The organism is Vibrio atlanticus (genome assembly GCF_024347315.1).
Lineage (GTDB): Bacteria > Pseudomonadota > Gammaproteobacteria > Enterobacterales > Vibrionaceae > Vibrio > Vibrio atlanticus.
In genome coordinates, this window is sequence record NZ_AP025460.1 from 853,246 (window position 1) to 877,995 (window position 24,750).

A 24,750-nucleotide genomic window follows, 5' to 3' on the forward strand; every position below is an offset into this window, starting at 1 on the left:
TTATTCTCGATGATAAGGGTGGTTAGCAGTGACGCTCCAAGCTCGATACAAGCTTTCAGCCATGATAACGCGTACTAATGGGTGAGGGAGAGTAAGTGCTGACAGAGACCAGCTTTGGTCTGCTGCCGCTTTACATGCTGGTGCTAATCCTTCAGGCCCGCCAATAAGGATAGAAACGTCACGGCCATCCAGCTTCCAACTTTCCAATTGCTCTGCGAGTTGAGGCGTATCCCACTTTCTTCCTGGGATATCGAGTGTGACAATGCGGTTGCCTTTTGGAACCGCAGCTAACATTGCTTCGCCTTCTTTTTGAAGAATACGTACAATATCGGCATTTTTACCGCGTTTTCCCGCAGTGATTTCAATGAGTTCTAATGGCATATCATGAGGGAAGCGGCGTTTATATTCTTTAAAGCCTTCTTCAACCCACTTTGGCATTTTTGTACCAACTGCGATTAACTGGATCTTCAAAGCTTAGCCCCAAAGTTTTTCTAGTTGGTACAGTTCACGATGCTCTTCTTGCATAACGTGAAGCATGCTTGTACCCATATCTAGAACAACCCATTCACCTTCTTTTTGGCCGTCCATGCCAAGGGGATTCATGCCAGCCTTGCGCACTTCATCAGCAACGTGCTGTGCAATAGAGGCAACATGGCGCTTAGATGTACCAGTACAAACAATCATGTAGTCAGTAACACTTGATTTGCCTTCTACATCGATAGTCACAATCGATTCTGCTTTCATGTCGTCGGCTTTGTCTGCAAGAAAATCTTTTAGTTCTTCACGTAACACGGGGTGTTCCTTTAATCTGAGTTTAGCTTTTTAGGGTCTGTTGACCCTAGAATATACCACGCTTTTATGCGTGAGATGGGATTGAAGCTGAAGGGATACAAAACTCTACGCTTAACTGATGAATTAGTGGCCAAGGCGACTGTTCATATTGGGTTTTTGTCATCAATTCAGCTTGAGTGAGCAACGCAAACAGGGAGTGTAATCGAGAAATCGAAACTCTTGTTAGCGCGGCGTTATAAAGAGGTTTTTTTGATTGCCAGATACGGTGCTTTTCAAATACCTGCGCGATTGGCATCTGCTTCATTTGTTGCTGCATTTGTAATAGCAGAGCAAGCTCACGTTGTATGCTACGCAGCAAGATGACGGGTTCGACACCTTCGGCTTCTAACTGACGCAGGATTCGCTGTGCACGATTGCCTTTGCCTGCTAATAACGCATCACTCCAATGGAATGGCGTAAAGTGGTTGTGTCGACTCAGCGATTCTTCTAAACGTACTAATGCGAGCTTTCCATCTGGGTATTGGAGAGCCAGTTTTTCTAGGCTTTGGGTGAGCGCAAATAGATTACCCTCATGCCATTGCGCCAACATTTGTATCGCTTCAGGATCCGGAGATAAGCCGATCTGACGACAGCGTGTTTGGACAAACTGAGGTAAGCGGCTAACGTCTGGGGTTAGGCAGCTGATCCAGTGGCCTTGATTCGAGAGTGCTTTAAACCACTTAGCGCTTTCTTGAGCCTTAGTGAGCTTGGTGCCCACCAAGATCAACAAGATGTCGCTATGAATATGCTCTGAAAGTGCGAGCAGCTCTTTTGCTATTGCGGCATTGACCCCGGACTCTGGCAATTCAAGTTCGATGACCTGACGACTAGAGAATAGGCTCAATGCTTGAGTGCAGTCGTAGACTTGATTCCAGTCGAGACTGCTATCAATAGTAAAGCGGTGGCGTTCTTCGAAGCCTTGCTCTTTGGCTGTTTTTTGAATCGCTTCTCGACTCTCTTGTAGCAGCAGAGGCTCATTACCAAAAATGAGGTAAACATTACTTAACTGTTTAGCTAGTTGCTCGGATAAGCGGTCAGCAAAAATACGCATCAAATAAACCTATTGTTCGACAGTCACGCTAGGCTCAGTATCAGGTACTGCACTTGCGTCTATCTCAACGTCGTCAATTTCGATGTTCTTGATGTTGTACTGTTTTTCAAGCTCTTTTACTTGAACCTGTTCAAGCTCTTCTAGGTTCATATTATCAGCGGCAATAGTCGCTTTCAAACGGGCCATTTGACGAAGGATTTGGCTTGTTGCAAGCTTACGCATTTCATCTTCGATCATGTCTCGTTCAACCGATTTTGCGAGTGCCGTTAGTGGGTTGTCTAAATAGCTTCGGGTTACGCTAGTTGAGAAGGTATTGGCTCCTAACTCTGGGATTGTTACGCGGTATGAAGCGTTAAGCGTCAGCTCTTTCTCAGCGGCACGAGTATTTTGGTATAGCGACAAAGTACGTTCCCCAACTCCTTCACCAAGAATATGTAGGTTAGGGATATTTTCAGCTGGTGGCACTATTTCTACATCATTCATACGCAGCTGGCTTTTCATCATACGTGTAAACGTACTGTATTGGTCGTAACTGGTTACTGAGATCTTGTTGAGCTCTTGTGGCACGGAGTAGTCACCACGTAAATGGAAACCACAGGCGCTCAGCAGGCTAACGGTTAGAACAACAATAGTAACTTTCAATGAAGATAGTGAATTCAGGCGCATTATTTGATGGCTCTCATGAAGGTAGAATACTTATTTAAAGGCTTTAGTTCGTTTGAGTTGTTAGGCTCAAGCCTAAAGCGCTTAAATAAGTAGACAGGGCTATTAGCTACCCTGTCTACAGACTGCTTTTGATGAATTAAGTTCGTTAATTCTTCAGTAATTGCACTGTGCTAACGAAATTAGTTAGCAACGATGTTTAGAAGCTTACCAGGTACGAAGATAACTTTACGGATAGTTAAGCCATCTAGGAACTTCTTAGTGTTCTCATCGTTTAGACCAAGTTCACGAACTTGCTCTTCTGTCGCGTCAGCAGCAACCGTTAGTTTTGCTCGTAGCTTACCGTTGATCATTACCACGATAGTCTTCTCGTCTTCAACTAGCGCTTTCTCGTCAAACGTTGGCCATGTTGCTGAGTCTACGTTTGATTCACCAAGAGCAATCCACATTTCGTAAGAGATGTGTGGAGTCATTGGGTAAAGCATGCGAACCACGGCTTTTAAAGCTTCATCAAGGATTGCACGATCTTGTACAGATTCTTGAGGTGCTTTCGCTAGCTTGTTCATCAGTTCCATGATCGCAGCGATGGCAGTGTTGAATGTTTGGCGACGGCCGATATCGTCCGTTACTTTCGCGATAGTCTTGTGGATATCACGACGAAGTGCTTTCTGGTCACCAGATAGAGCAGAAGCATCCACAGTTTCAGCTGCACCTTTAGAAGAGTGAGCGTGAACCAGTTTCCAAACACGCTTAAGGAAGCGGTTTGCGCCTTCAACGCCAGACTCTTGCCACTCAAGCGTCATGTCTGCAGGCGATGCAAACATCATGAATAGACGTACTGTATCAGCGCCGTACTTGTCTACCATCTCTTGTGGGTCGATACCGTTGTTTTTAGACTTAGACATTTTGATCATGCCTGAGTGTTCAACGTCGCGGCCTTGGTTGTCGACAGCTTTTTCAATGCGACCTTTTGCGTCACGGTCGATAGTCACGTCAGTTGGAGCAATCCACTCTTTCGTGCCTTTCTCGTTCGTGTGATAGAACGCGTCAGCCAGAACCATGCCTTGACATAGAAGCTGCTTGAACGGTTCATCAGATGTTACGTAACCCGCATCGCGAAGAAGCTTGTGGAAGAAACGAGAGTAAAGCAGGTGCATACAAGCGTGCTCGATACCACCAACGTATTGGTCAACTGGTAACCAGTAGTTTGCTTTCTCTGGATCTAAAATGTCGTCAGCTTGTGGTGAACAGTAACGTGCGTAGTACCATGATGATTCCATGAACGTATCGAACGTGTCAGTCTCACGTAGAGCTGGTTCGCCATTGAATGTTGTTTCAGCCCAAGACTTATCTGCCTTGATTGGGCTAGTTACGCCATCCATTACCACATCTTCAGGAAGAATTACTGGTAGTTGGTCTGCAGGTACTGGGTGAACTTCACCGTCTTCAGTGGTTACCATTGGGATTGGAGCACCCCAGTAACGCTGACGAGATACACCCCAGTCACGTAGACGGAAGTTTACTGTTTTCTTACCTTTGCCTTCAGCTTCCAGTTTCGCAGCGATTGCATCGAATGCTTCTTGGAACGCAAGACCGTCGAATTCTCCAGAATCGAACAGTACACCTTTCTCAGTGTAAGCCGCTTCAGACACATCTAGCTCAGAACCGTCTTCAGGTTTGATTACTGGGATGATATCGATGCCGTACTTAGTTGCGAATTCGTAGTCACGCTGATCGTGAGCAGGAACCGCCATTACAGCACCTGTACCGTAATCCATAAGAACGAAGTTAGCTACGTAAACAGGAACAACACGACCGTTAAGAGGGTGGATAGCCGTTAGGCCAGTATCCATACCTTTCTTTTCCATCGTTGCTAGTTCAGCTTCAGCCACTTTGGTGTTACGACACTCTTCAACGAATGCTGCAAGCTCTGGGTTGTTCTTTGATGCTTTCTCTGCAAGTGGGTGACCTGCAGCGATACCAACGTAAGAAACACCCATTAGTGTGTCTGGACGTGTTGTGTACACTTCTAGCGGCGCTTCTTCACCGTTAACAGCGAAAGATAGCTCAACACCTTCAGAGCGACCGATCCAGTTGCGCTGCATGGTCTTAACCATTTCAGGCCAACCTTCAAGGTTGTCTAGATCGTCTAGTAGCTCTTGAGCGTACTCAGTGATTTTAATGAACCACTGTGGGATTTTCTTTTGTTCTACCGGAGTATCACAACGCCAGCAGCAACCGTCTTCTACTTGCTCGTTTGCCAGTACAGTTTGGTCGTTTGGACACCAGTTAACAGAAGAAGTCTTCTTGTAAACTAGGCCTTGTTCGTAAAGCTTAGTGAAGAACTCTTGTTCCCAACGGTAGTACTCTGGAGTACATGTTGCGAATTCACGGTTCCAGTCGTAACCAAAGCCTAGAAGTTTAAGCTGGTTTTTCATGTACTCAATGTTTTCGTAAGTCCATGGTGCAGGCGCTGTGTTGTTTTTTACAGCTGCGTTTTCTGCAGGTAGACCGAATGCATCCCAACCGATTGGCTGCATTACGTTTTTGCCTTGTAGACGTTGGAAACGAGATACCACATCACCGATGGTGTAGTTACGCACGTGACCCATGTGCAGTCGGCCACTTGGGTAAGGGAACATAGAAAGACAGTAGAATTTTTCTTTGTTTGGGTCTTCACTTACAACGAAAGTTTCGCTGTTATCCCAGTGTTGTTGAACCTTTTGTTCAATCTCTTGCGGGTTATATTGTTCTTGCATCGATGGTATCCGGTTATCTTGGAATTTGTGAGTTCGGTTAGAACAGAATCTTACAGATCGTCATAGAATACCTAAAGGAGCTGAGTACAACAATAGTTATACCCTTCATACTTGCAGTTGCTGCCTAGTGGATGGCGTAATTTTCACTGAATTTCGCAGGGCAACTATACTTAAGAGTATGAATTGCATTTGTTTGTGAGCGGGAGTGCATTGTGACGCACCCGTTTGCCCGCGTAAAAGTTGGTTATCTTAAGGAGGTTGTTATGCCGAAGAAAAAAGCACTCTATGAAGAAGTCGTCGAAGAGGTAATAGAAACGCTGAAGCATAGTCCTGAAGAGCTCAACAACAAAATCGAAACGTCAGGTAAGTTTGCGAAAGCAGCCAATGACATGACCAAAGACGAGCTGTCGTTGATTTCCGCTTACGTAAAATCGGATTTAAAAGAGTTTTCCGAAAGCTATGAAGAGAGCAAAAGTGGTCCGTTTTATTTGATGATTGCAGACTCTATTTGGCAAGGGCTGTTGGACATCACTGATCGAACTAAGGTGGAATGGGTTGAACTGTTCCAAGATTTAGAGCATCAGGGCCTATATCAAGCGGGTGAAGTCATTGGGTTAGGTACTTTGGTATGTGACGAGTGTGGTCATCAAACCGAATATAACCATCCAACCAATATCATTCCATGCATTAAATGTGGTTCTAAAGGGTTTAGTCGTAAAGCCCTTAAACCGTAAACATGTAATTAACTTCAAACTGCGGCAATAAAAAAGGGTTGACTCAATCAGTCAACCCTCTAATCACTTTTCTTCGAATCTAGCTCTTTGGCTTTCTAATTACCCAACCCATCACCAAACTGAGCAACGCCCAGATGTACAGTGGCCAAGTACCAACTGTGTGATAAGGCGTTTGACCATCCGTTGAAATGAGTTCAGCTTTTAATACGGCCGTTTCAAACTGAGGCACTTGTTTGATGATGTTGCCTTTATAATCGGTAACAGCCGTCACACCATTGTTGGTAGAGCGAATAAGCGGCTTACCAAGCTCTAGAGCGCGCATCTGTGCAATTTCCATATGTTGCAATGGCCCAATCGAACGACCAAACCACGCATCGTTAGAGAGCGTTAGAATAAAGTCAGTTTCATCTGTTACGTTTTGTCTAACTTGATCATTAAATATGATCTCATAACACAACGCAGGTGCTAGATGACGACCATTTGCCACTATGTTTGGTTGAACAAAGTCGCCACGGCTAAATGATGACATTGGCAAGTTAAAGAAAGGTGCTAATGGACGCAAGATATCTTCAAACGGCACAAACTCACCAAATGGTAACAGGTGGTGTTTATGGTAGCGTTCGTCTGGATCGTAGCTGTACTCACCGTATGGATTCACACCAAGTGAAAGAACACTGTTGTAGTACTTCTTATCTTCAGATTGATTCAGCACGCCAGTAATGATTGAGCTGTTGTTCATCTTCGCTGCGCTATCTATGTTGCGTAGGAAAGATGGAATCTCAACTTCGAATGCTGGAATAGCCGCTTCAGGCCAGATGATGATATCGGCGTCCCAGTTTTCTCTGCTTAGGTCGGTGTACTTCATCATGGTTGGCCAGCGATGACTCGGCAGCCATTTGCTGTCTTGATCGACGTTGCCTTGTATTAAGACGACTGACGTAGTTTTTTCAGGGTTCGGAGTGACCCAATCGATGTTGCGAATACCAAAACCGGTGCTAAATACGACGGCAGGAATGATAGCGATACTCCAGGCCCTGTTAACAATCGCATAAGCGAATGCAGAGGCTGAAACAATGATCGCTAGAGTTACTAACTCGACGCCGCCAATCGGTGCAAATGAACCTAGTGGCGAATCGATTTGGCTGTAGCCTAACCAAAGCCAAGGGAAGCCCGTCATTACCCAGCCACGTAGCCAATCACTGATTAACCACAATGCAGGAGCTGCAAGGAAAAAGCGGCTTAGGTTATTAACAGGGAAGAACTTGTTCAAACTCCAGGTAAATAGACCCGAATAAACGGCTAGGTAGCCAACAAGCAATGCCATCAAAAATAGGTTGGCAGCCAGTGGCATGCCGCCAAAACCATCAATGCTGACGTATACCCAGCTGATACCTGTCGTGAATTGACCTAAACCCCATGCGTAGCCAATCCAAAGCGCACTCTTAGGAGAGCGGTTGTGGATCAGTAACAGCAACAAAGCTGGGCTGAGAATAGCAAGAGGCCATATAGAGTATGGAGCGAATGAAAGGGTGGTTATAGCGCCAACAAAAACGGCCGCAAGCGGCCGTAATAGGCGATGAATAAAGGTCTTAGTCATCTAATTTCTGTCATCTCTTTAGAGAGAAGTTGTTATTCTTCGATAGTAGGAAGAGGTTGTTCGTCAGGTATCGTTACCTGTAGCTGAATCACACGACGGTTATCTGCAGACGTAATTTTGAAATGGTAGTTTTCGATTTCTACAATTTCGCCACGAACTGGCAGGTGACCGAGTGCTGTCATAACCATACCGCCTACGGTATCCACTTCATCGTCACTAAAGGCAGTGTTAAACGTATCGTTGAACTCTTCAATAGTGGTTAAAGCTTTAACAGAGAAAGTATGCTTGCTCAGCTTACGAATATCTAGCTCTTCTTCATCGTCGAACTCGTCTTCAATTTCACCAACGATTTCTTCGAGGATATCTTCAATGGTTACCAGGCCAGAAACTCCGCCAAACTCATCGACAACGATAGACATGTGGTAGCGCTCTTCTTGGAACTCTTTGAGTAGGCGATCAACACGCTTACTTTCAGGAACAACCACGACAGGGCGAATCACTTGTTCGATATCAAATGGGGCACTTTCTGAACCCAAATACTTAAGTAGGTCCTTCGCTAATAGAATGCCTTCAACATGGTCTTTATCTTCACTGATCACTGGGTAGCGAGAGTGTTGAGCATCAGTAATAAGCGCAATCAATGTATCTAAATCATCGGTGCGTTCAACTGTAACCATTTGAGAGCGAGGCAGCATGATATCGCGTACTCGCATCTCTGAAATTTCCATTACACCCTCGAGCATGTCGCGCGTGTCGTGGTCAATTAGGTCATTAATTTCTGAGTCGCGGATTACATCTACGAGCTCTTGGCGATCTTTAACTTCACCTTGAAATAGTTGGCCTAGGCGTTCAAAGAAGGACTTTCTACTCGGACCTTCAGATTTTTTACTTCCCTCAGAAGTGGGGGGGTTACCTTCGTTCATGATTTCTCAAAAAATAACGCTATCAGAAGTGTGATAGCACACGTTACAACTCAGATTCCTGCGAAAATCACAGGTTCGATGAGTTATTGTTTCTCTGCAACCTACTTTACTAGAATAGATTTACTTTTCTAGAATATACGGGTCTTCAAACCCCATAGTTTGCATGATTTCTGTTTCGAGTGACTCCATCTCTTCAGCTTCATCATCTTCGATATGATCATAACCTAGCAGATGCAGACTGCCATGTACAACCATATGAGCCCAGTGTGCTAGCAGAGGCTTACTTTGCTCTTCTGCTTCTTTTTCGACAACTTGGCGGCAGATAATGAGGTCGCCCAGCAGATCTAACTCGATCCCTGGAGGAGCCTCGAATGGAAAAGACAACACGTTAGTTGGCTTATCTTTGCCACGATATTCATGATTGAGCTGGTGGCTTTCTTGTGTATCAACGATACGAACCGTCAACTCAGCGTTCTCTTGAAACTGAGGAATTGTCTTGTCCAACCAAAGCTGAATATCTTGCTCAGTTGGAAGACCTTGCTCATTTTCGACCGCTAATTGCAGGTCTAGTTCAATAGACATCTATTTATCACCTTGTTCTGCAATTACAGAGCTATTTTGTGTTGCTAATTGTGTCGTAACTACCTGCTGAGCCTCAAGAAGTTTGGCTTCACGTTCTTCACGTTTACGCTTTTCAAACTCTTTGCGCTCTTTCTGGTCTTTTGCTTCCCACTTCTCGTATGCGTTGACGATACGAGCAACTACAGGGTGACGAACGACGTCTTCAGACATGAAGAAGTTAAAGCTAATGTCGTCGACTTCATTGAGCACTTCAGTTGCATGACGTAGACCAGACTTCGCTCCACGAGGTAAATCGATTTGCGTTATATCACCTGTGATCACAGCGCGTGAGTTAAAACCGATACGGGTTAAGAACATCTTCATCTGTTCTACCGTGGTGTTTTGGCTCTCATCAAGAATGATAAACGCATCATTCAATGTACGACCACGCATGTAAGCCAGTGGCGCAACTTCAATTACGTTACGTTCAATCAGCTTCTCAACTCGCTCAAAGCCAAGCATCTCAAACAGCGCATCGTAAAGTGGACGTAAATATGGGTCTACTTTTTGGCTTAAATCACCCGGTAGGAAACCAAGCTTCTCACCGGCTTCAACAGCAGGACGAGTCAGTAGGATTCGGCGAACCTCTTGGCGTTCAAGTGCATCAACTGCTGCAGCAACGGCTAAGTAGGTTTTACCTGTACCTGCTGGCCCAATACCAAAGGTGATGTCATGAGTCACCATGTTCATTAGGTACTGTGCTTGGTTTGGCGTTCGAGGTTTGATAACGCCTTTTTTAGTTTTAATGGTCACTTCTTTGCCGTAGTCAATTTCAGACTCGACCTGTTGCTCCAAAATACCTGACTCGGTGATCGCCAGATGTATTTGCTCTGGTTCGATATCGATTATGTTGCCTTTAACTGGAGCCGTTTCAACATAGAGGTGTTTGATGATGTCTAAAGCTGCGGCTGTAGTGTGAGGCTTACCGACAATGGTGAAAAAGTTGCTACGGTAATTAATCTCAACGCCCAGACGACGCTCAAGATGCTTGATGTTGTCGTCAAATGGTCCGCATAAACTTGCCAAGCGCTTGTTGTCTGCTGGCTCTAGATTTATCTCTAAGGTAACGATTTTATTGCTCAAATTAGCCTCTCATTTTGTGCCACTCACTCTTAAATAAAACAAAGAGCAAAAAGCCCGATTTAGACCGGGCTTCTGATGGTGATATCCCTATTTCTAAGATGGTCACTTAGTTAGGTAATTTCAAGCTTTGTGTTTGCGCTTTGTGCTCAAACAGTTGTATTGCCTATGGTGTAAATGTCGCTACACCTAGCTCGTCTTCACGTTTTGTTTTTTCCATCATTTCTGCTGGAGTCATAACAACGCGTAGACCCATGTCTTTTTCTGTGCGAACTAGCTCACCACGTAGTGAGTTAGTGTAAACCTCAGTGATCTTCACATCTACAAACTGACCGATTAGGTCTGCAGAACCTTCGAAGTTCACAACACGGCTGTTTTCAGTACGGCCACGCAGTTCCATGAGATTCTTTCTTGATGGACCTTCAACAAGAATACGCTGCTCTGTGCCTAGCATTAGACGAGAGAAACGCATAGCTTGTGTGTTTACTGTTTGTTGCAGTTCGTACAGACGATCTTTTTTCTCTTGTGCTGGTACATCACATGGGTAATCTGCCGCTGGCGTACCTGGACGTGGAGAGAAAACAAAGCTGAAGCTCATATCGAAATCAACTTCTTTAATTAGCTTCATTGTATCTTGGAAGTCTTGCTTCGACTCACCAGGGAAACCAACAATAAAGTCAGAGCTGATTTGAATGTCAGGACGAGCTTTACGCAGTTTACGGATAATAGATTTGTACTCGATAGCCGTATGTGGACGCTTCATCATCGTAAGAATACGGTCACTACCACTTTGTACTGGTAGGTGAAGGAAGCTCACTAGTTCAGGGGTATCTTTGTAAACTTCAATGATGTCGTCACCAAACTCAAGCGGGTGGCTTGTTGTGAAACGAATACGGTCGATACCGTCGATAGACGCAACTAGGCGAAGGAGCTCTGCAAATGTGCAGATGTCACCTTCGTGAGTAGGGCCTCGGAATGCGTTTACGTTTTGGCCTAGCAGGTTTACTTCACGTACGCCTTGCTCGGCAAGTTGTGCAACTTCGAACAGCACATCATCCATTGGACGACTAACTTCTTCACCACGAGTATATGGAACAACGCAGTAAGTACAGTACTTAGAACAACCTTCCATGATAGAAACGTAGGCTGTTGCGCCGTCTGCTTTTGGCTCTGGCAGGTTATCGAACTTTTCAATCTCTGGGAAAGAGATGTCCATTACTGGCTTTTCGTTAGACAGTGATGACTTAATCATCTCTGGCAAACGGTGTAATGTTTGTGGGCCAAAGATAACGTCTACGTAAGGTGCACGTTGACGAATGTGATCACCTTCTTGAGTCGCTACACAGCCACCCACACCGATCACCACACCTTCTTTTTTATCTTTAAGCGTTTTCCAACGACCAAGCTGGTGGAATACTTTTTCTTGCGCTTTTTCGCGGATAGAACAAGTATTCAATAGTAGTACGTCTGCTTCCTCAGGTACTTCAGTTAGCTCATAGCCATTTGCAGCGTTAAGCAGGTCGGCCATTTTTGATGAATCATATTCATTCATCTGACAGCCCCAAGTTTTAATTAGCAGTTTCTTACTCATTATATGTTCGCTCGATCGTTAGTTTAATTTAAGGGAGCAAATCGCCCATTATTCATCCGCTAGCTCCGTTCGTCATAATTCGGTATTCAATTTTATGACAGGCTCTAGCGGCAAGCGGCGTATTGTACTGGTTTCAAAACCGACTGACTAGTAGTCTGAACAAATCTCTTATGTAGTGGTTTTTATTATTGTTAACGCCATATACCATAAGGGATAACCCTTTTTTCGAATAAGGTTTTTGGTTACAAGTTCGTTATGAAAAAGTACAATCAAAAACAGTCAAAGAATCAAACTGATAAGTACAAAATATGAACAGTCACGATATTGTAGTCGTCGGTGGCGGCATGGTTGGTGCAGCAACAGCAATCGGTTTTGCAAAGCAAGGTCTGAGTGTTGCGGTGATCGAAGGTTTTGCCCCACAAGCTTTTGATGAGTCGCAAGCGATGGACATTCGTGTGTCAGCGATTTCTCAAGCATCGGTCGATTTGCTTGAAGATCTTGGTGCATGGCAAAGTATTGCAGCGATGCGCGTCTGTTCTTACAAGCGATTGGAAACTTGGGAACACCCAGAGTGTCGTACTCGGTTTGATGCTGCATCTCTTGATTTACCTCGTTTAGGTTACATCGTTGAGAATCGATTAATCCAATTGGGTTTATGGGCTCAGTTTGATGCCTACAACAATCTCGAACTGTTATGTCCAGAAAAGCTCGATGAGATTGAGTTTGGTGAAACCAATATAGTCAAGCTTCAGTCGGGTACTCAGTTGTCAGCGAAGTGGGTGGTTGGCGCTGATGGCGCAAATTCAGCCGTCCGTCAGCAAGCAGGGATTGGTATTACGGCTTGGGATTACCGACAGCACTGCATGCTTATCAACGTAGAAACAGAACAGCCTCAGCAAGATATTACTTGGCAGCAATTTTTACCAAGTGGTCCTCGTTCATTTTTGCCTTTGTGTTCTCTAATCTCTGACGATCAAGAAGTCGGGCAGGGCTCGTTAGTTTGGTATGATTCTCCACTGCGTATTAAGCAACTGTCAGCAATGCCCCCTGAAAAACTACGTAATGAAGTACTTACTCACTTTCCTAAAGAGTTAGGTGATATCAAAGTTTTGAACTCGGGTTCTTTTCCTCTGACACGACGTCATGCTCAATCATACTCAAAGAATAACTGTATTTTAGTCGGGGACTCTGCACATACGATTAACCCTCTAGCAGGGCAGGGTGTTAACTTGGGTTTTAAAGATGTGGCAGCACTATTGGATATCACCCAAGGTAAAGGTGAATTGAATCAATCTGTGGCGAGACGCTATGAAGTGATCAGAAGAGGTGACAATCTAATGATGCAAAGTGGCATGGACTTTTTCTACAAAACGTTTAGCAATGACATTGGCCCACTTAAGTTTGTGCGTAATGCTGCACTAAAGCTAGCAGAAAACTCAGGGCCGATTAAATCACAGGTACTTAAATACGCTTTAGGGTTGTGATTGGTTAGTCCAAATTATTGAGTTATAAAAAGAAGGAGAGCTGAGGCTCTCCTTTTTTGATTTCGTGATAGTGCTTAGTGCTTAGTGCTTAGTGCTTAGTGCTTAGTGCTTAGTTCTTAATACTATTGCGTTACACACACAGGTGCATCGATGGCTAAAGAGCATCCAGTATAGGTGAGGGAGCCATCTTCAATATCTCGTTTGAATGATGTGAGGTTGTTGGAATGCTGGTTTGCGGCGATAAGCCATTGCCCGTCTTTAGTGATATGAAAGTCGCGAGGGAACTTACCTTCAACATCGTAACTATCCATAAAAATGAGCTTTTGAGTGACGGAGTCTATTCTAAAACAACTGATTCTGGATTGATGTCGGCAAGACACATAAAGGAATTGCTCATCTGGCGATAGCTTAATCGCAGCTGCGGCTTCTCCTTTCTCCATATTAGGCAATGCATCAATCTCTTCCACTAGATTCCAAATGCCCAAAGACTTTTCTAAAATCAATATTGTTTCAGAGAGCTCACACACCACATAGGCTCTATCTTCAGCTTGATTAAAGATTAAGTGACGAGGTCCATTCCCTGCACGTACTTTGATAGATTGCATTGGTTCATCAAGGAACTCTTCTTGCTCTTCGTCAAAGCAATAGAAGTTGATTCGATCGACTCCGAGATCGACTGTGACAAACTGCGGAGAGTTCTTCAGGAAAAGGCTTTGATGAGCATGTGGGCCCGATTGTCTTTCTGCATTAGGTCCAGAACCAACCATATTGAGTGTTTTGAGCCGTTTATCGATATTGCCATTGATACTTAAACTAAAGATATCGAATGTCCCTGATGAATATTGCGATGTAATAGCAAACTTATTGTGGGGATCTATCGTGATATGACAAGGGTGATCTCCTGAGATTGGCCCAGTATTTGACGCTATTGTTGAATTAGAATTCGGTATATGAATCAGTTGGGGTTGCATCTTTTGGTCAACTTCAGAAGCTGTGTAGATCCCTAGCTTTGTCGTGGTGACAAACGAGGGGTTAGTGCAGGCCGCTATAAGCTCTAAAGGCAACAGCGTTCCCGTTTCTAGATCTAACTGAGTTTGATATAAACCTTGGCTATTACTTGGAGAATCTGTGTAGCAACCGATCGTTAAAGGGAGGGTTTTCATAGGCAGTCATACTCAGTTAGGAAATGGAGCAGACATTGTCTAATAAAATCGTAGTAAAAGTGAGGTTATAGGAGAGAATACTTGGTGACTTGGCTTGCAGATTTACATATTCCAGATAAAACAAAACCCAGCTAAAAAGCTGGGTTCTATTCAATGATGGTGCGGTCGGAGAGACTTGAACTCTCACACCTCTCGGCGCCAGAACCTAAATCTGGTGCGTCTACCAATTCCGCCACGACCGCAGCAAATCTTTATAGTTATATCGATATTGGTGATTCAATATAACGTTGTTTGTACTTTTTCTTTCATAAAGAAAGAATGGTGGCTACTGCGGGATTCGAACCTGCGACCCCATCATTATGAGTGATGTGCTCTAACCAACTGAGCTAAGTAGCCAATAATGAATTTTTATGTATTCACTATTTTATCTCTAATTAAAGAGAAATAATGGTGCGGTCGGAGAGACTTGAACTCTCACACCTCTCGGCGCCAGAACCTAAATCTGGTGCGTCTACCAATTCCGCCACGACCGCAGCAAATCTTTATAGTTATATCGACATTGGTGGTTCGATGTAACGTTGTGCTCTTGGTTTGCTATCTAGCTTAAAAATAAGCTAAGTAAAAAACAAAGAGTTTAAATAGTGGCTGGGCTACCTGGATTCGAACCAGGGAATGCTGGCATCAAAAGCCAGTGCCTTACCGCTTGGCGATAGCCCAACAATGATATCAATTAAGATATCTAAATAATGGTGCGGTCGGAGAGACTTGAACTCTCACACCTCTCGGCGCCAGAACCTAAATCTGGTGCGTCTACCAATTCCGCCACGACCGCAGCAAATCTTTATAGTTATATCGACATTGGTGGTTCGATGTAACGTTGTGCTCTTGGTTTGCTATCTAGCTTAAAAATAAGCTAAGTAAAAAACAAAGAGTTTTAATAGTGGCTGGGCTACCTGGATTCGAACCAGGGAATGCTGGCATCAAAAGCCAGTGCCTTACCGCTTGGCGATAGCCCAACAATGATATCAATTAAGATATCTAAATAATGGTGCGGTCGGAGAGACTTGAACTCTCACACCTCTCGGCGCCAGAACCTAAATCTGGTGCGTCTACCAATTCCGCCACGACCGCAGCAAAGCTTTCCTCTCAACTAAGCAAAGAGCTTAGCGAAGAGTATATAGTTAAGAAGACTTATGGTTTGTCTAAGTAACGTTGTAATGGCTGGGCTACCTGGATTCGAACCAGGGAATGCTGGCATCAAAAGCCAGTGCCTTACCGCTTGGCGATAGCCCAACAGGATATCATTTAAGATATCTAAATAATGGTGCGGTCGGAGAGACTTGAACTCTCACACCTCTCGGCGCCAGAACCTAAATCTGGTGCGTCTACCAATTCCGCCACGACCGCAGCAAATCTTTATAGTTATATCGATATTGGTGATTCAATATAACGTTGTTTGTATTTTTTCTTTCATAAAGAAAGAATGGTGGCTACTGCGGGATTCGAACCTGCGACCCCATCATTATGAGTGATGTGCTCTAACCAACTGAGCTAAGTAGCCAATAATGAATTTTTATGTATTCACTATTTTATCTCTAATTAAAGAGAAATAATGGTGCGGTCGGAGAGACTTGAACTCTCACACCTCTCGGCGCCAGAACCTAAATCTGGTGCGTCTACCAATTCCGCCACGACCGCAGCAAATCTTTATAGTTATATCGACATTGGTGATTCGATGTAACGTTGTGCTCTTTGGTTTGCTATCTAGCTTAAAAAAATAAGCTAAGTAAAAACAAAGAGTTTTAATAGTGGCTGGGCTACCTGGATTCGAACCAGGGAATGCTGGCATCAAAAGCCAGTGCCTTACCGCTTGGCGATAGCCCAACAATGATATCAATTAAGATATCTAAATAATGGTGCGGTCGGAGAGACTTGAACTCTCACACCTCTCGGCGCCAGAACCTAAATCTGGTGCGTCTACCAATTCCGCCACGACCGCAGCAAATCTTTATAGTTATATCGACATTGGTGATTCGATGTAACGTTGTGCTCTTGGTTTGCTGTCTAGCTTAAAAATAAGCTAAGTAAAAAACAAAGAGTTTTAATAGTGGCTGGGCTACCTGGATTCGAACCAGGGAATGCTGGCATCAAAAGCCAGTGCCTTACCGCTTGGCGATAGCCCAACAGGATATCATTTAAGATATCTAAATAATGGTGCGGTCGGAGAGACTTGAACTCTCACACCTCTCGGCGCCAGAACCTAAATCTGGTGCGTCTACCAATTCCGCCACGACCGCAGCAAAGCTTTTACTCTAGCGAAGAGTATAGTTATATCGACATTGGTGATTCAATATAACGTTGTTTGTACTTTTTCTTTCATAAAGAAAGAATGGTGGCTACTGCGGGATTCGAACCTGCGACCCCATCATTATGAGTGATGTGCTCTAACCAACTGAGCTAAGTAGCCATCTGAGAGCGAAGTAATATAATATAATCTCGCTTCCAATGCCATTATCTTTTTAAAGATAATTACACTTTAAATAGTGGCTGGGCTACCTGGATTCGAACCAGGGAATGCTGGCATCAAAAGCCAGTGCCTTACCGCTTGGCGATAGCCCAACAATGATATCAATTAAGATATCTCAATATGGTGCGGTCGGAGAGACTTGAACTCTCACACCTCTCGGCGCCAGAACCTAAATCTGGTGCGTCTACCAATTCCGCCACGACCGCTTTACTTTCCTAAAAACTCTTTACTGTAAAGAAACATATGTTTAATAACAAACAGAGTGCTTAGGAAATGGTGGCTACTGCGGGATTCGAACCTGCGACCCCATCATTATGAGTGATGTGCTCTAACCAACTGAGCTAAGTAGCCATTTCCAAATTGTTGCTCATTTCGAGACGTTGCCGCTTCGTTGTGAACGGGGCGCATTATGCGGAGTTGAGTGAAACCCGTCAACTTTTTTTTTGAATAAATCACGAATAAACATCTGTTCGGTTTCTTTTTAGTCAAAGAGGCGTATTTGTCAGCAAGAAATAGGTTCAAATACCGATATATATAGGAAGTTAAGTTTTGGATAAGAAGCTCTTTAGAAAGAGCGAAAACGAAAAAGGCCAGTGAATTCACTGGCCTTTTATTAGATGTTTATCGGTAATTAAACGTTGAAACGGAAGTGAACAACATCACCGTCTTTAACGATGTATTCTTTGCCTTCAAGACGCCATTTACCTGCATCTTTTGCTCCGCTTTCACCGCCAAATTCGATGAAATGTTCGTAACCAACTACTTCTGCACGGATGAACCCTTTTTCGAAGTCGGTGTGGATCTTGCCTGCAGCTTGTGGCGCAGTCGCACCGACAGGGATCGTCCAAGCGCGAACTTCTTTAACACCTGCAGTGAAGTAAGTCTGAAGAGTAAGTAGTTCGTAACCAGAGCGGATCACTCGGTTAAGGCCTGGTTCTTCGATACCCATGTCTGCAAGGAACTCTTCACGATCTTCATCGTCAAGTTCAGAAAGCTCAGATTCGATTGCAGCACAAACAGCAACAACAACGTTGTTCTCTTTTTCTGCGTACTCACGAACTGCGTCTAGGTAAGGGTTGTTTTCAAAACCATCTTCAGCAACGTTTGCGATGTACATTGTTGGCTTAAGCGTTAGGAAGTTAAGGTAGTCGATCGCCGCTACTTCTTCTTTAGCAAGTTCAACAGTACGAGCCATACCACCTTCTGTCAGGATAGGTAGTAGCTTTTCAAGAACCGTAGTTTCGAATTTAGCGTCTTTATCGCCGCCTTTTGCTTTTTTAGCATTGCGGAATATTGCACGTTCACAGCTATCTAGATCGGCAAGAGCAAGCTCAAGGTTGATCACTTCGATATCTTCGATAGGTGATACTTTGCCTGAAACGTGAACGATGTTTTCGTTCTCAAAGCAGCGTACAACGTGACCGATAGCATCAGTTTCGCGGATGTTAGCTAGGAACTTGTTACCTAGACCTTCGCCTTTAGATGCGCCAGCAACTAGGCCTGCGATATCTACGAATTCCATTGTCGTTGGAAGGATCTTCTGTGGATTAACAATTTTTGCTAATGCATCTAAGCGTAGATCTGGAACCGGAACGATACCTGTGTTTGGTTCGATCGTACAAAATGGAAAGTTTGCTGCTTCGATGCCTGCTTTAGTCAGTGCGTTAAACAGAGTTGACTTACCAACGTTTGGTAGACCAACGATGCCACATTTAAAACCCATGATATAAACCTTATTCTGCTTTGAACGTATGTAAGCGATTTTGTGCTTTTGGTAGGCCATCTTTCAATAAGATGTCTAGGCTACGAACCGATTCGTCAACGACAGCCTCGATACACTCTTGCTCTTTCGCAGGAGCTTTGCCTAATACATAACCTGCAACTTTATCTTTGTGTCCTGGATGGCCAATGCCTAATCTAAGACGATAGAATTCTTTATTGTTACCCTGTTTGCTGATGATGTCTTTCAGACCATTATGTCCACCATGACCACCACCTTTTTTAAACTTTCCAATACCTGGAGGAAGATCTAACTCATCGTGAGCGACCATGATCTCTTCTGGTTTAATTTGGTAGAACTTTGCTAAGGCAGCAACAGCTTTGCCTGACAAGTTCATAAAAGTCGTTGGGATCAGCAAACGAAGATCTTCACCATGAACCATGATACGACCCGTTAGGCCAAAGAACTTTGGTTCGTTCTTCAGTGTCACGTTGTGTACACGTGCTAATTCTTCAACTACCCAAGCACCCGCATTGTGGCGAGTTTTGGCGTATTCTGGACCTGGATTAGCCAGTCCAACGAGAAGTTTTATTTGTTGGCTCAAGGTATGGATCTCTCTTGGGATTTCAAAAAGCGCCGTATGATATCACAGTTTATTAAAAAGGTGCGAGCTAGCTGATAGCAACTCAATGATTCAAAACTGTGGTCAAATTCACTTTGTGGTCGTTATACCAATCGTAGTAAATAACTGGTCACCCTAGCTGGTTAAAATGCTCGATAACTGCGTTATAATTTTTGATTGTAGAATAACTACTTATCAAAAAATTACGCCTTGTTCTCAAGCTTTTTTCCTGCGCTATTTCTGAACACTTACTTACTGTGATTGGTATTAGATATAAAAAAAGCACTTCATCGAATGAAGTGCTTAATATCTTTTTCAGATTGTTCTGCTAAAGCAAAGCTATAGAGCTTTGATTAGTTGAACATCGCAGAGATAGACTCTTCGTTGCTGATACGACGAATCGCTTCAGCAAGCATGCGAGAAAGGCTTAGCTCAGTCACTTTACCTGTCGCGGCCATTTCTGGAGAAAGCTTGATTGAATCGGTAACAATAACTTGGTCTAGAACTGAATTGCGGATGTTTTCTGCAGCAGTACCAGAGAATACAGCGTGAGTTGCGTAAGCGAATACACGCTTAGCACCGCGCTCTTTAAGCGCTTCAGCTGCTTTACACAGTGTGCCACCAGTATCGATCATGTCATCAACGATAACACAGTCACGACCTTCAACATCACCGATTAGGTTCATTACTTCAGAAACGTTAGCACGTGGACGACGCTTATCAACGATAGCGATGTCAACATCACCTAGCGCTTTAGCTGTAGCACGAGCACGTACAACACCACCAAGGTCTGGAGAAACCACAACTGGGTTTTCTAGGCCACGGTTAGCCATGTCTTCTAGAAGAACTGGAGTGCCGAAAATGTTATCAACAGGTACATCGAAGAAGCCTTGGATTTGCTCCGCGTGTAGGTCGATAGTAAGAACGCGGTCAACGCCAACGTTAGAAAGGAAATCTGCAACAACTTTTGCAGTAATAGGCACACGAGCAGAACGTACACGACGATCTTGACGGGCATAACCGAAGTAAGGGATTACAGCAGTAATACGGCCAGCAGAAGCACGGCGCATTGCGTCAATCATTACCACCAATTCCATAAGGTTGTCATTGGTTGGTGCACAAGTTGATTGAATCAGGAATACATCGCTACCACGAACGTTTTCATTGATTTGAACAGCGACTTCGCCATCAGAAAAACGGTCTACAGTAGCATCGCCAAGAGAGATGTATAGACGATCAGCAATACGTTGGGCTAGTTCAGGTGTTGCGTTACCAGCAAATAGCTTCATATCAGGCACGGTGGAAACCTCGGGTTGCGTCCAGTTTTAAATAGATTGTGGGTGGGCTGATTGGTATTCAGCCAAAGTTTCTTTCAAAGGCGAAATGTTTCGTCCTTTCGCGACAAACGCGGAAACTGTGTCAGGTAGTTGCTCTAGCACCAGTTCGGCTTCTTTTTTGCTGCTAAATTCAGCAAAAACGCACGAACCTGTACCAGTCAATCTCGACGGCGCGTATTGTAGCAGCCATGAAAGTTGCTTATCAACCTCTGGGTACAGCATTCGCACAATTTTTTCGCAATCGTTTACGTATTCTTGCTCTAGAAGCGTTGATAGTGCTCGCTTCGGCGTATTTCGAGTTAATTCTGAATGTTTAAATATGTCTACAGTTGCTATGCTCACTTGAGGTTTAACAACGAGATACCATTTTTCATCCGGATTGGCGGGCTGCAGCTGTTCCCCAACCCCTTCAGCAAAGGCGGCATGGCCTTTAACGAAGACCGGAACGTCTGCACCAAGCTTCAAACCGATCTCTGCTAGCTGATTATCAGAAAGGTTGAGTTGCCATAAATGGTTGAGAGCGACTAACACGGTCGCAGCATTTGAAGAGCCTCCACCAATGCCACCTCCCATAGGAAGCACTTTCTTTAACTCAATATCCGCGCCGAAAGTCGTCGATGTGTATTGTTGAAGGGCAGTTGCGGCTTTCCAAATCAGGTTATCTTCTGTCGCAACACCTGGAATTTCAGGTGTGATTGCTATCGAGCTTGTTTCTCGGTTTGCGGTAACCGTAAGTTCATCGCCAAAGTCGACAAACTGAAATAGGGTCTGAAGTTCGTGATAGCCATTGTCGCGTTGGCCAGTGATATAGAGAAATAAATTCAGCTTAGCTGGCGAAGGCCAGTGCGTTGGCGTTGTTATCATTTTTTCAGTGTCCACTTCGAAACTACAATGTTGATTTTGTTCTCGTCTTGCTTGAATGACAATCGAGTAGGGAGGGGAATTGTCTCTACCTTTGCGTTGTCTTCATCTGATAGTTGCTTACTCGGCATCTCTGTATTGCGATAGTTAGCAAAATTCAGGGTCCACAATTGACTGCTGACTTGTTTAGACAGAGATTCAAGCGTGTTGGTGCTGTTGAGTTGGTAGCTGTCTGCTTGGTCGGGAATGCCAAGGAACCATTGTGGTAGGTGATCAATGGGGATCTGTAATCCAGTAAGTTGCTCTACCAATACAGATGCACTTGCATGGTTGAATACTTGATCATCGTAAGTCACGACTTTTGCACCCAAACTGTCGATTGTAAGGTTCAAAGCGGTTTGACCAAGGAAAGTGGTCAGTCTTAATTGGCTTTGATTTGGGGAGTGCTTCCATATGAAGTTTAGGCTTTGGCGTTGCTCTGGAGAAATGTAAGCGAGCTTGCCTGAAGCTTGATAGTTTTCTATCTGTAAAAGCCTGTTTTGGTGACTTTGCCACTCAACGCTGGTCGGTTGTTCTGGGATAGACGAGCAACCCACCATAATGATGGTCAAAAAAATAAGAGACGTGATTTTTCGAAGCTTGCTCATATTTGCTCACAACTTGTTCAAATTTATCTAAAAAACGTCTCAACTATAGCATTGAATTCACGAACTCAGGAAAACAAATCCCGCTTGCTCTTTAAATAGAGCCATGCATCAAGTAAAATTCGCCCCTTGTTTCCATTCCCTGATCGAGAACTTCTGATACATGTCTTTGCTTGCCGTAGGTATCAATCACAATACAGCGTCGGTTGAATTGCGAGAAAAAGTCGCTTTTGGTCCAGATAAATTATCTGAGGCACTTAAGCAACTTAACGCAAATGCACACGTAAATGGAAGTGTCATACTTTCTACCTGTAATCGAACTGAAGTGTATTGTGACGTCAAAGGCGTGGCAAAAAACAAGTTGATCGATTGGCTGTCTGTATTTCATCAAGTTAGCCCTGAAGAATTAAAACCGAGTATCTACATCCATGAAGAACAAGCCGCGATTAAGCACTTAATGCGCGTTGCCTGTGGTTTGGACTCTCTGGTGTTGGGTGAACCACAGATTTTAGGTCAGGTGAAGCAAGCTTATACAGATTCCCGAGATAACAAATCTGTTGATGCTTCAATGGAAAAACTGTTTCAGAAATCATTTTCTGTCGCTAAGCGTGTTCGAACTGAAACTGAAATTGGCGGAAGCGCGGTTTCAGTTGCTTACGCAGCTTGCACATTAGCCAAACACATCTTTGAGTCGATTGCTGAATCAACGGTGTTATTGGTAGGTGCGGGTGAGACGATTGAATTGGTGGCAAAACACCTTTCAGCGAATGGTTGCACCAAGATGATTGTGGCCAACCGAACTCGTGAGCGTGCTTTAGGGCTAGCTGAAGAGTTTGGTGCTGAAGTGATTAGCCTCAATGAAATCCCCGATCACCTGCATCGAGCGGATATCGTGATCAGCTCAACCGCTAGTCCACTGCCTATTATTGGGAAGGGAATGGTTGAGACCGCACTTAAGACAAGAAAACATCAACCGATGTTGTTGGTTGATATTGCTGTTCCCCGAGACGTTGAGTCTCAGGTAGGCGATCTGAATGATGCTTACCTGTATTCCGTTGATGATCTGCAGTCGATTGTTGATGGCAACATTGAACAACGTAAAGTGGAAGCTATCCAAGCGGAAGCGATCGTTAGTGAAGAAAGTGCAGCATTCATGAGTTGGATGCGCTCACTGCAAGCGGTAGACAGTATTCGTGACTATCGCAAATCGGCCAATGAAATCCGAGAAGAATTATTAAGTAAGAGTTTACAATCACTTGCCGCTGGCGGTGACCCTGAAAAAGTTTTACTTGAGCTAAGTAACAAGCTCACAAACAAATTGATCCATGCTCCAACGCGTGCACTCCAAAGTGCAGCAGAGCAAGGAGAACCTGCAAAATTAACGGTCATTAGACAGAGTTTGGGCTTAGAAAACCCTCAATAATATTCGACCTCCAACAGAATAAGACATTATGAAAGCCTCGATTCTAATAAAGCTTGAAACACTTGTTGAACGCTATGAAGAAGTTCAACATCTACTTGGTGATCCCGATGTACTTGGGAATCAAGATAAATTCCGTGCCTTGTCAAAAGAGTATTCTCAATTAGAAGAGGTGACGGGGTGCTTTAAATCATACCAGCAAGCTCAAGAAGATTTAGAAGCTGCTGAAGAGATGGCAAATGAAGACGACGCAGAAATGCGTGAAATGGCTCAAGAAGAAATCAAAGATGCGAAAGCGAACATTGAACGTCTGACTGATGAGCTGCAAATTCTTCTGATTCCAAAAGATCCAAACGATGAGCGTAACTGCTTCTTAGAGATTCGTGCCGGCGCAGGTGGTGATGAAGCGGGTATCTTTGCAGGTAACCTTTTCCGTATGTACTCTAAGTTTGCCGAGAAAAAAGGCTGGCGCGTCGAAGTGATGAGCAGCAATGTTTCAGAGCAGGGCGGCTTTAAAGAGATGATCGCTAAAATCAGTGGCGACGCTGTTTACGGCACAATGAAGTTCGAGTCTGGCGGTCACCGTGTACAACGTGTACCGGAGACTGAATCTCAAGGTCGTGTTCATACATCAGCATGTACTGTTGCGGTTATGCCTGAGATTCCAGAAGCGGATCTGCCAGAGATCAAAGCTGGCGACCTTAAGATTGATACTTTCCGTGCATCTGGCGCGGGTGGTCAGCACGTTAACACCACGGATTCAGCAATCCGTATTACTCACTTACCAACAGGTACAGTAGTAGAGTGTCAAGACGAGCGTTCTCAGCATAAAAACAAAGCGAAAGCGATGGCTGTTCTTGCGGCTCGTATCGTTCAAGCTGAAGAAGAGCGTCGTGCAGCCGCGATTTCAGATACACGTCGTAACCTATTAGGTTCTGGTGACCGTAGTGACCGTATTCGTACGTACAACTACCCTCAAGGCCGCGTTTCTGATCACCGCATCAACTTAACTATCTACCGCCTGAACGAAGTTCTGGAAGGTGATATGCAAAGCCTGCTTGATCCTGTTCTGCAAGAGCACCAAGCCGATCAACTAGCAGCACTTGCTGAGCACAACTAATT

The 24,750-nt window shown here is 44.3% G+C and carries 20 protein-coding genes and 19 tRNA genes; 4 read left to right on the top strand and 35 right to left on the bottom strand.

Annotated elements, in window-relative coordinates; genetic code table 11:
- The 5 genes from rlmH to leuS form a co-directional block, all read right to left on the bottom strand.
- Positions 1 to 471, bottom strand: coding sequence for a 23S rRNA (pseudouridine(1915)-N(3))-methyltransferase RlmH (gene rlmH / locus OCV30_RS03875; protein ID WP_065678556.1), 471 nt, complete (start codon positions 469 to 471; stop codon positions 1 to 3).
- A gap of 3 nt (positions 472 to 474) precedes the next feature.
- Positions 475 to 792 carry a ribosome silencing factor gene (gene rsfS / locus OCV30_RS03880; RefSeq protein ID WP_009848475.1) on the bottom strand — a complete coding sequence of 106 codons (318 nt, stop codon included), beginning with the start codon at positions 790 to 792 and terminating at the stop codon, positions 475 to 477.
- A gap of 64 nt (positions 793 to 856) precedes the next feature.
- On the bottom strand, positions 857 to 1,882 hold the full coding sequence (gene holA, locus OCV30_RS03885) for a DNA polymerase III subunit delta (protein WP_065678557.1): 1,026 nt from the start codon (positions 1,880 to 1,882) through the stop codon (positions 857 to 859).
- A 9-nt stretch (positions 1,883 to 1,891) separates the two neighbouring features.
- Complete coding sequence (locus OCV30_RS03890) at positions 1,892 to 2,548, bottom strand: LPS-assembly lipoprotein LptE (protein ID WP_065678558.1); 657 nt, start codon at positions 2,546 to 2,548, stop codon at positions 1,892 to 1,894.
- Between the two features lie 179 nt (positions 2,549 to 2,727).
- The gene (leuS, locus tag OCV30_RS03895; RefSeq protein WP_065678559.1) at positions 2,728 to 5,304 is read right to left on the bottom strand and encodes a leucine--tRNA ligase; all 2,577 of its coding nucleotides are present in this window, start codon (positions 5,302 to 5,304) and stop codon (positions 2,728 to 2,730) included.
- Between the two features lie 263 nt (positions 5,305 to 5,567).
- On the opposite strand from leuS, the gene OCV30_RS03900 reads away from it, so the two are divergent.
- The gene (locus OCV30_RS03900) at positions 5,568 to 6,038 is read left to right on the top strand and encodes a zinc ribbon-containing protein (RefSeq protein WP_017062329.1); all 471 of its coding nucleotides are present in this window, start codon (positions 5,568 to 5,570) and stop codon (positions 6,036 to 6,038) included.
- 79 nt (positions 6,039 to 6,117) lie between these two features.
- On the opposite strand, the gene lnt is transcribed toward OCV30_RS03900, so the two are convergent.
- The 5 genes from lnt to miaB all read right to left on the bottom strand — a co-directional run bounded on the left by lnt (position 6,118) and on the right by miaB (position 11,850).
- Positions 6,118 to 7,635 (bottom strand): apolipoprotein N-acyltransferase, encoded by a 1,518-nt coding sequence (lnt, locus tag OCV30_RS03905; RefSeq protein ID WP_065678560.1) that lies wholly within the window; start codon positions 7,633 to 7,635, stop codon positions 6,118 to 6,120.
- A 32-nt stretch (positions 7,636 to 7,667) separates the two neighbouring features.
- Complete coding sequence (gene corC / locus OCV30_RS03910) at positions 7,668 to 8,558, bottom strand: CNNM family magnesium/cobalt transport protein CorC (RefSeq protein WP_012603382.1); 891 nt, start codon at positions 8,556 to 8,558, stop codon at positions 7,668 to 7,670.
- 120 nt (positions 8,559 to 8,678) lie between these two features.
- Positions 8,679 to 9,140, bottom strand: coding sequence for an rRNA maturation RNase YbeY (gene ybeY, locus OCV30_RS03915; RefSeq protein WP_060983371.1), 462 nt, complete (start codon positions 9,138 to 9,140; stop codon positions 8,679 to 8,681).
- Positions 9,141 to 10,262 carry a PhoH family protein gene (locus OCV30_RS03920; protein WP_065678561.1) on the bottom strand — a complete coding sequence of 374 codons (1,122 nt, stop codon included), beginning with the start codon at positions 10,260 to 10,262 and terminating at the stop codon, positions 9,141 to 9,143. It abuts the gene before it with no gap.
- A 163-nt stretch (positions 10,263 to 10,425) separates the two neighbouring features.
- Positions 10,426 to 11,850, bottom strand: a complete 1,425-nt coding sequence (miaB, locus tag OCV30_RS03925; protein WP_009848484.1) for a tRNA (N6-isopentenyl adenosine(37)-C2)-methylthiotransferase MiaB — start codon at positions 11,848 to 11,850, stop codon at positions 10,426 to 10,428.
- A gap of 308 nt (positions 11,851 to 12,158) precedes the next feature.
- Between miaB and OCV30_RS03930 the strand changes: the two genes are divergently transcribed.
- Positions 12,159 to 13,334 (top strand): 2-octaprenyl-3-methyl-6-methoxy-1,4-benzoquinol hydroxylase, encoded by a 1,176-nt coding sequence (locus tag OCV30_RS03930; protein WP_065678562.1) that lies wholly within the window; start codon positions 12,159 to 12,161, stop codon positions 13,332 to 13,334.
- 122 nt (positions 13,335 to 13,456) lie between these two features.
- On the opposite strand, the gene OCV30_RS03935 is transcribed toward OCV30_RS03930, so the two are convergent.
- From OCV30_RS03935 to lolB, 25 genes are all read right to left on the bottom strand, one after another.
- The gene (locus tag OCV30_RS03935; RefSeq protein ID WP_065678563.1) at positions 13,457 to 14,497 is read right to left on the bottom strand and encodes a lactonase family protein; all 1,041 of its coding nucleotides are present in this window, start codon (positions 14,495 to 14,497) and stop codon (positions 13,457 to 13,459) included.
- A gap of 157 nt (positions 14,498 to 14,654) precedes the next feature.
- A tRNA-Leu gene (locus OCV30_RS03940) sits at positions 14,655 to 14,739 on the bottom strand.
- 77 nt (positions 14,740 to 14,816) lie between these two features.
- Positions 14,817 to 14,893 (bottom strand) — tRNA-Met (locus tag OCV30_RS03945).
- A gap of 52 nt (positions 14,894 to 14,945) precedes the next feature.
- Positions 14,946 to 15,030: transfer RNA gene (locus OCV30_RS03950), tRNA-Leu, on the bottom strand.
- 109 nt (positions 15,031 to 15,139) lie between these two features.
- A tRNA-Gln gene (locus OCV30_RS03955) sits at positions 15,140 to 15,214 on the bottom strand.
- A 30-nt stretch (positions 15,215 to 15,244) separates the two neighbouring features.
- Positions 15,245 to 15,329: transfer RNA gene (locus OCV30_RS03960), tRNA-Leu, on the bottom strand.
- A gap of 109 nt (positions 15,330 to 15,438) precedes the next feature.
- Positions 15,439 to 15,513, bottom strand: a tRNA-Gln gene (locus tag OCV30_RS03965).
- A gap of 30 nt (positions 15,514 to 15,543) precedes the next feature.
- A tRNA-Leu gene (locus OCV30_RS03970) sits at positions 15,544 to 15,628 on the bottom strand.
- 87 nt (positions 15,629 to 15,715) lie between these two features.
- A tRNA-Gln gene (locus tag OCV30_RS03975) sits at positions 15,716 to 15,790 on the bottom strand.
- Between the two features lie 29 nt (positions 15,791 to 15,819).
- Positions 15,820 to 15,904 (bottom strand) — tRNA-Leu (locus OCV30_RS03980).
- A 77-nt stretch (positions 15,905 to 15,981) separates the two neighbouring features.
- Positions 15,982 to 16,058: transfer RNA gene (locus OCV30_RS03985), tRNA-Met, on the bottom strand.
- Positions 16,059 to 16,110: 52 nt separating this feature from the next.
- A tRNA-Leu gene (locus OCV30_RS03990) sits at positions 16,111 to 16,195 on the bottom strand.
- Positions 16,196 to 16,306: 111 nt separating this feature from the next.
- Positions 16,307 to 16,381 (bottom strand) — tRNA-Gln (locus tag OCV30_RS03995).
- A 30-nt stretch (positions 16,382 to 16,411) separates the two neighbouring features.
- A tRNA-Leu gene (locus OCV30_RS04000) sits at positions 16,412 to 16,496 on the bottom strand.
- Positions 16,497 to 16,605: 109 nt separating this feature from the next.
- A tRNA-Gln gene (locus OCV30_RS04005) sits at positions 16,606 to 16,680 on the bottom strand.
- A gap of 29 nt (positions 16,681 to 16,709) precedes the next feature.
- Positions 16,710 to 16,794 (bottom strand) — tRNA-Leu (locus tag OCV30_RS04010).
- 93 nt (positions 16,795 to 16,887) lie between these two features.
- A tRNA-Met gene (locus OCV30_RS04015) sits at positions 16,888 to 16,964 on the bottom strand.
- Between the two features lie 77 nt (positions 16,965 to 17,041).
- Positions 17,042 to 17,116 (bottom strand) — tRNA-Gln (locus OCV30_RS04020).
- Positions 17,117 to 17,145: 29 nt separating this feature from the next.
- Positions 17,146 to 17,230, bottom strand: a tRNA-Leu gene (locus OCV30_RS04025).
- Between the two features lie 68 nt (positions 17,231 to 17,298).
- Positions 17,299 to 17,375, bottom strand: a tRNA-Met gene (locus OCV30_RS04030).
- A gap of 280 nt (positions 17,376 to 17,655) precedes the next feature.
- The gene (gene ychF / locus OCV30_RS04035; protein WP_029223110.1) at positions 17,656 to 18,747 is read right to left on the bottom strand and encodes a redox-regulated ATPase YchF; all 1,092 of its coding nucleotides are present in this window, start codon (positions 18,745 to 18,747) and stop codon (positions 17,656 to 17,658) included.
- A gap of 10 nt (positions 18,748 to 18,757) precedes the next feature.
- Positions 18,758 to 19,348: an aminoacyl-tRNA hydrolase gene (gene pth / locus OCV30_RS04040; RefSeq protein ID WP_010439162.1), complete on the bottom strand. Its 591-nt coding sequence runs from the start codon at positions 19,346 to 19,348 to the stop codon at positions 18,758 to 18,760.
- A 371-nt stretch (positions 19,349 to 19,719) separates the two neighbouring features.
- Complete coding sequence (locus tag OCV30_RS04045) at positions 19,720 to 20,664, bottom strand: ribose-phosphate pyrophosphokinase (protein ID WP_012603389.1); 945 nt, start codon at positions 20,662 to 20,664, stop codon at positions 19,720 to 19,722.
- 27 nt (positions 20,665 to 20,691) lie between these two features.
- Entirely contained in the window at positions 20,692 to 21,567 is an 876-nt protein-coding gene (ispE, locus tag OCV30_RS04050; RefSeq protein ID WP_065678564.1) for a 4-(cytidine 5'-diphospho)-2-C-methyl-D-erythritol kinase, read from the bottom strand.
- Complete coding sequence (gene lolB / locus OCV30_RS04055) at positions 21,564 to 22,211, bottom strand: lipoprotein insertase outer membrane protein LolB (protein ID WP_065678565.1); 648 nt, start codon at positions 22,209 to 22,211, stop codon at positions 21,564 to 21,566. Before lolB ends, ispE begins: the two co-directional genes overlap by 4 nt.
- 160 nt (positions 22,212 to 22,371) lie before the next feature.
- Here lolB and hemA point away from each other — a divergent pair, with 160 nt between their 5' ends.
- Both hemA and prfA read left to right on the top strand, forming a co-directional pair.
- Positions 22,372 to 23,631: a glutamyl-tRNA reductase gene (hemA, locus tag OCV30_RS04060; protein ID WP_009848729.1), complete on the top strand. Its 1,260-nt coding sequence runs from the start codon at positions 22,372 to 22,374 to the stop codon at positions 23,629 to 23,631.
- A gap of 28 nt (positions 23,632 to 23,659) precedes the next feature.
- On the top strand, positions 23,660 to 24,748 hold the full coding sequence (gene prfA, locus OCV30_RS04065; RefSeq protein ID WP_009848728.1) for a peptide chain release factor 1: 1,089 nt from the start codon (positions 23,660 to 23,662) through the stop codon (positions 24,746 to 24,748).
- Positions 24,749 to 24,750 lie beyond the last annotated feature (2 nt).

What these genes read in the sequence shown, in the direction of transcription:
- holA (WP_065678557.1), bottom strand. Translation starts at nt 1,882, where the DNA reads ATGCGTATTTTTGCTGACCGCTTATCCGAGCAACTAGCTAAACAGTTA.
- OCV30_RS03890 (WP_065678558.1), bottom strand. Translation starts at nt 2,548, where the DNA reads ATGCGCCTGAATTCACTATCTTCATTGAAAGTTACTATTGTTGTTCTA.
- leuS (WP_065678559.1), bottom strand. Translation starts at nt 5,304, where the DNA reads ATGCAAGAACAATATAACCCGCAAGAGATTGAACAAAAGGTTCAACAA.
- OCV30_RS03900 (WP_017062329.1), top strand. Translation starts at nt 5,568, where the DNA reads ATGCCGAAGAAAAAAGCACTCTATGAAGAAGTCGTCGAAGAGGTAATA.
- lnt (WP_065678560.1), bottom strand. Translation starts at nt 7,635, where the DNA reads ATGACTAAGACCTTTATTCATCGCCTATTACGGCCGCTTGCGGCCGTT.
- corC (WP_012603382.1), bottom strand. Translation starts at nt 8,558, where the DNA reads ATGAACGAAGGTAACCCCCCCACTTCTGAGGGAAGTAAAAAATCTGAA.
- ybeY (WP_060983371.1), bottom strand. Translation starts at nt 9,140, where the DNA reads ATGTCTATTGAACTAGACCTGCAATTAGCGGTCGAAAATGAGCAAGGT.
- miaB (WP_009848484.1), bottom strand. Translation starts at nt 11,850, where the DNA reads ATGAGTAAGAAACTGCTAATTAAAACTTGGGGCTGTCAGATGAATGAA.
- OCV30_RS03930 (WP_065678562.1), top strand. Translation starts at nt 12,159, where the DNA reads ATGAACAGTCACGATATTGTAGTCGTCGGTGGCGGCATGGTTGGTGCA.
- OCV30_RS03935 (WP_065678563.1), bottom strand. Translation starts at nt 14,497, where the DNA reads ATGAAAACCCTCCCTTTAACGATCGGTTGCTACACAGATTCTCCAAGT.
- ychF (WP_029223110.1), bottom strand. Translation starts at nt 18,747, where the DNA reads ATGGGTTTTAAATGTGGCATCGTTGGTCTACCAAACGTTGGTAAGTCA.
- ispE (WP_065678564.1), bottom strand. Translation starts at nt 21,567, where the DNA reads ATGATAACAACGCCAACGCACTGGCCTTCGCCAGCTAAGCTGAATTTA.
- lolB (WP_065678565.1), bottom strand. Translation starts at nt 22,211, where the DNA reads ATGAGCAAGCTTCGAAAAATCACGTCTCTTATTTTTTTGACCATCATT.
- hemA (WP_009848729.1), top strand. Translation starts at nt 22,372, where the DNA reads ATGTCTTTGCTTGCCGTAGGTATCAATCACAATACAGCGTCGGTTGAA.
- prfA (WP_009848728.1), top strand. Translation starts at nt 23,660, where the DNA reads ATGAAAGCCTCGATTCTAATAAAGCTTGAAACACTTGTTGAACGCTAT.